At 45.5% G+C, this 6,696-nt stretch carries 6 protein-coding genes; 1 reads left to right on the top strand and 5 read right to left on the bottom strand.

Annotated elements, in window-relative coordinates:
- The 3 genes from galT to QZ735_RS16400 form a co-directional block, all read right to left on the bottom strand.
- The coding region (gene galT, locus QZ735_RS16390) for a galactose-1-phosphate uridylyltransferase (RefSeq protein WP_294250643.1) at positions 1-717 on the bottom strand (717 nt) is incomplete at its 3' end.
- Positions 704-1,888: a galactokinase gene (galK, locus tag QZ735_RS16395; protein ID WP_294250646.1), complete on the bottom strand. Its 1,185-nt coding sequence runs from the start codon at positions 1,886-1,888 to the stop codon at positions 704-706. The genes galK and galT, both read right to left, overlap by 14 nt.
- Before the next feature lie 154 nt (positions 1,889-2,042).
- On the bottom strand, positions 2,043-2,915 hold the full coding sequence (locus QZ735_RS16400; protein ID WP_294250649.1) for an AraC family transcriptional regulator: 873 nt from the start codon (positions 2,913-2,915) through the stop codon (positions 2,043-2,045).
- Positions 2,916-3,088: 173 nt separating this feature from the next.
- On the opposite strand from QZ735_RS16400, the gene QZ735_RS16405 reads away from it, so the two are divergent.
- Positions 3,089-3,685 (top strand): hypothetical protein, encoded by a 597-nt coding sequence (locus QZ735_RS16405; RefSeq protein ID WP_294250652.1) that lies wholly within the window; start codon positions 3,089-3,091, stop codon positions 3,683-3,685.
- A gap of 103 nt (positions 3,686-3,788) precedes the next feature.
- On the opposite strand, the gene QZ735_RS16410 is transcribed toward QZ735_RS16405, so the two are convergent.
- Complete coding sequence (locus QZ735_RS16410) at positions 3,789-5,822, bottom strand: alpha-glucuronidase (protein WP_294250654.1); 2,034 nt, start codon at positions 5,820-5,822, stop codon at positions 3,789-3,791.
- Positions 5,823-5,934: 112 nt separating this feature from the next.
- Positions 5,935-6,696, bottom strand: a 762-nt coding sequence (locus QZ735_RS16415; RefSeq protein ID WP_294250659.1) for a family 43 glycosylhydrolase, incomplete at its 5' end; no start/stop codon positions are given.

Below are 6,696 nucleotides of genomic sequence, written 5' to 3' on the forward strand. Positions count from 1 at the left end.
GCTGATGATCATGGTTTCATACGGCCAGGAAGCCCAAAAAGGCACCAGTGCTGCAAAATGCTCATTTTTCAGAATCACCCTTTCATCAGCTTCCAGTTCTCTTTCAAGGTAATCTTCCAGCAATGACCTGCCATGGCTTTCAAAATATGCCTTAAGTCTCTGCTGGGTTTTCCGCACCAGCGTGGGTACCGAAGACTGAGCCCAGATCTGACCGTGCGGATGCGGATTGCTGCATCCCATGATCTTTCCCTTGTTCTCAAAAATCTGCACATGACTGATGTAGTCCAGTGATCCCAGTTCCTGATATTGCTCTTGCCATACCTCCACCACATTGCGGATATCCCCTGCCTCCATTTCCGGTAAGGTAAGGCTGTGATTTTCCGAGAAGCAGATGACCCGGTTGATTCCGCGTTCCGGCTCCATAGCGAAAAACCCGTCAGACGGTACGGAAGCTTCCACCTCTTCTTTCATCAGAGAGCCGAAATCATTGCTGAAGACATACACTCCTTTATATTCAGGATTTTTTTCGCCGCTGATCCTTGTATTTCCGGCACACAGATAGCAGTCCGGGTCGTAAGCCGGCAGCTGTTCCTGTACGGCATCTTCCGTCTGTCCCTGCCATGGCCGGTCTGCGCGCTGCGGTGAGACCAGTACCCATTCACCCAGCAAAGGATTGTAGCGCCTGTGCGGATTTTTCTTGGGATTAAATGTATTCATGTGCCTTGTATTCTTTGATCCCATCTGAAATTTTCACAGGGTAAACCTTCATCGGGATATTAAATTTATTTTTATATTTTTCCGTAACTGCAGTGATGGCCTCTTCCACAGCATCCTCTTTAATCAGGTTTATGCTGCAGCCGCCGAAGCCGCCACCCATCATCCGTGCCCCGAGAACCCCTTTTTGCTTCAGTGTTTCCTCTACCAGGAAATCGATTTCTTCACAGCTGACTTCATATTCGCCGGAGAGGCCGCTATGGGTTTCATTCATGAGCCGCCCAAGTTCTTCCGGACGGTTCTCGGAAAGAGCCTGAACAGCTTTTTCTACCCTCCCGATCTCCTTGATCAGATAGCTGCATCGTATATAAGGTATATTTCCCATTTCCTCTTTACAGCCTTCCAGCATTTCTAAGGTAAAATCCCTGAATGTTTGTGCCTGGGGAAATCTTTCCTGCAAAACGGCTTTGCCCCTTTCGACCTCTTTTCTCCTTTCATTATAACCTGAAGTGAGGTGGGTATGTTTTACGCAGCTGTCAAACAGCACCCAGCTGTAGCCTTCCAGCTCCGCATCGTGATACTGATGACTGAGCGAATTGCAGTCCAGCATGATGACTTTATTTTCTTTTCCGAAAACCGAAGCAAACTGATCCATAATACCGCAGTTGACCCCTACAAAGGTATGTTCTGCCTTCTGTCCGATGACAGCCATTTCCCTTCCGGAAAGCGAAAGACCGAATAGCGAATCCAGGATATAAGCAAACCCGCATTCCAGTGCCGCCGAGGAAGAAAGCCCCGACCCCATCGGAATAGTACTGGTGAAGGCGATCTGCATGCCGCCGGTTGCTTTTCCGCTTTCCTGCACCGCATTGAAAACACCCAGCAGATAATTGGCCCATTGCTTCTCTCCGGGAACCTGCTTTTCCCTGGTGTCAAAACTGAAAGATTCATCGAAGTCACCGGCAAAAACGGTGCAGGTATCTGAATCATCCTTTTTCGTAACGGCAAAACAAATGTATTTATCAATCGCTGCCGGCAGCACAAATCCATCATTGTAATCAACATGCTCCCCGATAATGTTGATTCTTCCCGGAGCCAGAAACAGCTGTCCGGGTTCCGAACGGAAGGCCTTCCGGAAAGCATCCTTTGTGGCTTCCATTAATTTTTCCTGCATACCTGTGAATAATTTAAGTTTACTTATTTTAAATGTTAAAAATACAGTTAAATTCCGGACCGGCCATACACTTACAGGAAGACTTCTTGGCGATTCCCCGGATACGGCAGGTCACACAGGACAATAGAACAATGTACCCGTCTGCTCTTCAGCATTATTCCATAAAATAATTGAATTCCTTCCTATATTGGGACGGACTTTTTTTCACATATTCCTTAAAGGTCTTGTTAAAGTAGCTGAAATTATTGAAGCCGCTTTCGAAGCAGACTTCCGTAATGCTCATCGGCTGTTCCGCCAGCAGCTTTAAAGAATGGGTGATGCGGTATTCATTCACAAACTGGGTGAATGTCTTATTGGTGATTTTTTTGAAATAACGGCAGAAGGAAGGCACTTTCATGTTGGCAAGGTCGGCAATTTCCTCCAGGGTCATCTGCTCCCGGAAATGGTCTTTCACATAATTGAAGATCACATTGATCCTGTCATTGTCTTCCACCTGGGTCTGAAGATAGTATTTTCCGGCATTCAGGATCCGGCAGTCCTGGGTGCTGCCCAGTTCATCAAGAATTCCCAGAAACCGGATCAGTCTGTCCATGGACGAAGATTCATGCATCTCGGCAATTTTCCTTCCCACTTCCTTCTTTACGGCATCCCCGAAGACAATGCCCGCTTTTGATTTTTCAAGCAGGCTGACGATCCGCTGCATCTCCGGGGTTTCCCAGAGCGTCTCTCCAAGGAAATCCGGCTTGAACTGGATTACCATTTCATACTCATTATTGGTATTTTCATTGGTAAGCCCGCAATGCGGAAGATTACTGCCGATAAGGACAAGGTCACCGTCTGAAAAATAAGAGATATTGCTTCCGATCTGCCGTTTTCCGGAACCTTTACAGACATGAATCAGCTCAATCTCGGGATGGTAATGCCATACATGCGACTTAATATTCTCATTAGCAAGGAATTTCAGGCTTGTAAAGCTGCTGCCGATATTGGGTTTTATGGCTTCAAATGAAGGATGTGAATGTTTCATAACCTCAAAGTTTATGGTATATTGACCAAATAATGCACAAAATTAACAATTAATATTTGATTAATACTCATACATAGTTAATATACTGCATATATGTGAAAATTGTATGGTAGAATAGCTGCCGCAGCTGCTGTACATTTGTACCATAATCAACTGATATAAATAACATTATCATGAATGCAGTTTTAAAATCCGGTTTTCTCCTTGCTTTCTCACTGATGTCAGCAGGACTGATGAGTAAAGACAGAGATTTCTCCTTGTCTGTAAAAAAAGCAGAATCCAAGACGCTGCACTTTGAAGTGTCAAATGCCAAAAATCTTTCTCTTTTCATTTATAATGATTCTGTAGGCGAGCTGTATACGGAACGTCTGAATAACGAAGGGCAGATTGCCAAATCCTATGATTTACAGGCATTGTCTCCGGGAGTTTACTTTCTGGTAGCAGAATCTGAGACGAAAGTTGAAAAATATAAAATCACCATCAGCAGCAACAATACTGTGGAAATGGACAGAACGCCGGTGAGCACCGTCAGCAAACCTGAATTTACCCTTTCCGGACATCTGGCCAAACTGCATATGGATGAATGCAAAAACCCGGTAAGCGTATCGGTTTACGATTCATCGAATACGCTGTATTATTCAGATACGAAGGCTGCTGGAGAGGGAGCGCTTGATCTTACCTTTGATCTCAATCCCCAGACTTCAGACACTTATTTCATCAGGGTGGAAGAAAACGGAAATGTATTCAATAAAATGATTTCCCTCAAATAGATCCATAACTAAATTATAGATACCATTCCCGGTTCATAAAGGGAATACAATTTTACGTACAGTCAGTTTTTGAGGCAACTTCCTAAAGTTGCCTCGATTTTTTTTAATTATGGTGCCCCATATTCAGCTTGATTTTCTTGAGATCCTCCAGTTCGTTTACCGGGCGGTCGATATCGTAAGGAATCGGCCGTTTTGAGAACGTCTGGAAATAGAGCAGGCAGGCATCCTTCCACCACACGGCATCTTTTGCCTGGATTTTCAATTTTGACTGAACTTCTGAAAACCTTTGTTCATCGATGTAAGGCTGCATCCTATCCCAGGTTTTCTGGTATTCCCTCACCTGATGAACTCCTGAATCGTATTTATAGCACAGCTCGTCCCAAAGGGTTTTGCCGTCTTTCATTTTATAATCCCAGGCTACATGGTGAAACCAAAGGAGAAGATCTTCCGGGCAGGTTTCGATATTGCCATAAATTTCGTTCAATGGCGGAAAATACTGGGAAACGGCATTGCTTCCGGTTTTGGTTCTGTCGAAGCCAATTCCTCTTGCATCTGCCTGATGGTAATACACCGGCGACCAGTCCGGTCTTCCGCCTTTATAGTCACCCCAGGGTTCCGGGCCATAATGGTGGTTTCCGGCAAAGATGTGATGAAGGCCCAACGGCATCATGTAATCTACTACGGTTTCGCGGGAAGTGAGCATGATCTGTTTTACCGGATTTACAAATTCCGGCTTGTCGGTAAAGGTCATTTTAATCCATTCATCGGCGATCTGTTCGGAGGTCAGTTCATGGTTCCAGGCCAGTCTTCCGAAGGCGTACCAGTTGGATTGGGCGAACTGATGGCCGGTCCAGTCCGTGTCTTCCCCGATGTTGGCTACTCCTGAGATCGCTGTTATTTTGCCCGGTCTTAAAGTCCCGTCCGTAATCTTCGCAATGGTAGATCCTTTGCCGTCCGCATAGGTATCGCTTTCGAGGGTTTCCCTGAACAATGGCGACAAGAATGCCAGATGATTGGCCTGTCCCAGATATTCCTGGGTAATCTGGAATTCCACCATTTCCGGGGTTTTTCTCAATGCTCCGAAAAGCGGGTTGAAAGCTTCTCTAGGCTGAAAATCGATCGGCCCGTTTTTGATCTGGATGATCACATTATCCCTGAATTTTCCGTCCAGCGGAACAAATTCCAGGTAGGCCTGCTTCGCCCGGTCTTCTTTGCTCGGACTGTACACAAACGCCCGCCACATCACGATTCCACCGTAAGGCTTCAGTACATCGGCCATCATATTGGCACCGTCGGCGTGGGTTCGTCCGTAATCCTGCGGCCCCGGCTGCCCTTCTGAATTGGCTTTTACGAGAAATCCTCCGAAGTCCGGAATCAATTTATAGATTTCGGCAGCTTTATCTTTCCACCATTTCTGTACATCTTTATTTAAAGGATCTGAATTTTCCGTTTTTCCCAATACCTTAGGAGAGGAAAAGTTCACGGAAAGGTAAACTTTAATCCCGTAAGGTCTGAAAATGTCTGCTAGGATTTTTACTTTTTTAAGATAGTCTTCCCGAAGCATATTCGGCGAAGCATTTACGTTGTTCAGTACGGTGGCGTTGATCCCGATGGAAGCATTGGCTCTTGCATACGCTTCGTATCTCGGCGAAACGATATTGGGCAAATCTTCCCATTTCCATAATGAATGGCCTGCATACCCACGCTCAATACTTCCGTCCAGATTATCCCAATGGTTGAGAACCCGTACATCAAACGAAGGCTTTTCGGTGATGTTGAGGTCTGCCGTTAAAGTATGGGTCTGATGAAGCCTCAGAATATGATACACGCCATACAGCAATCCGGTTTCTTTCCCCGCAGAAATTACAATTTTGTTCTGAACGGATCTGATGGTGTATCCGTCTTTCAGGTTTTTCAATGATTTTTCCGTGCGGAGTTCCACAGTCTGTCCATGCCAGTGGCTGCTCAGTTCTTTGCGGGCAATGTCCAGCGTCGGGCTGTTTCCTCTGGAAATGATTTTATCTGCCGAAATGCCGTTCTTAGCCGGAAACCGCAGCCAGAGCTGACTGCCGTCTTCTGCGAAAACCGTTAACGGAATCATGAATAATAAGACCAGGTACATTCTGAAATTATGCATCGGGATTTACTTTAATTTTGATTTGAATTAAACAGGGTTTGCCTGTTGTATTTTTTCCATAGGTAAACCTAACCTTATTAGGGCTCTTAGCCCTAATAAGGTTGATCCAAGATTATTGATTCTCTTCCAACCCTTCGATGGTTTTGATCTTACCCTCGTTATCGTATTCGATTTCCACGACCTTCATGCTTCTCAGCCATGTTCTGCCGCCGCTGGGAACGGAATCATGGAAGAACAGATACCACTTCCCTTCAAATTCCACGATGCTGTGGTGCGTGGTCCATCCTACCACCGGCGTCAGGATCTCTCCCTGGAAGGTAAACGGACCATAAGGATTATCACCGGTCGCATAGCAGATCAGGTGCGTATCTCCCGTGGAATAAGAGAAATAATATTTATCATTATATTTATGCATCCACGAAGCTTCGAAAAAACGGTGCTTGTCGCCATGAAGCAGCGGATTTCCGTTTTCGTCAAGAATCAGGACATCTTTAGGCTCTTCACCGAATTCCAACATATCATCACTCAACATCACCACTTTTGACGGAATGGCAGGTTCGTCGTTATTCGGGATCACCGCAGATTCCAAAGCTTTGTTGTTGCGGTACCGCTGCAATTGCCCGCCCCAGATTCCTCCGAAGTACATATAGTGTTTCCCGTTATCCTCAAAAAGGCAGGGATCGATGCTGTAACTGCCCATCATCGGATGTTTTTCAGGAACAAACGGCCCGTATGGTTTATCGCTCACCGCCACCCCAATTCTGAAAATGTCGTTTTTATCTTTTAACGGAAAATACATATAATATTTACCGTCTTTATGGGCTACATCGCAATCCCACAACTGTCTTCCCGACCATGGAATATCCTTTACCGA

Origin of the sequence: uncultured Chryseobacterium sp., assembly GCF_913776365.1 — a bacterium.
GTDB lineage: Bacteria > Bacteroidota > Bacteroidia > Flavobacteriales > Weeksellaceae > Chryseobacterium.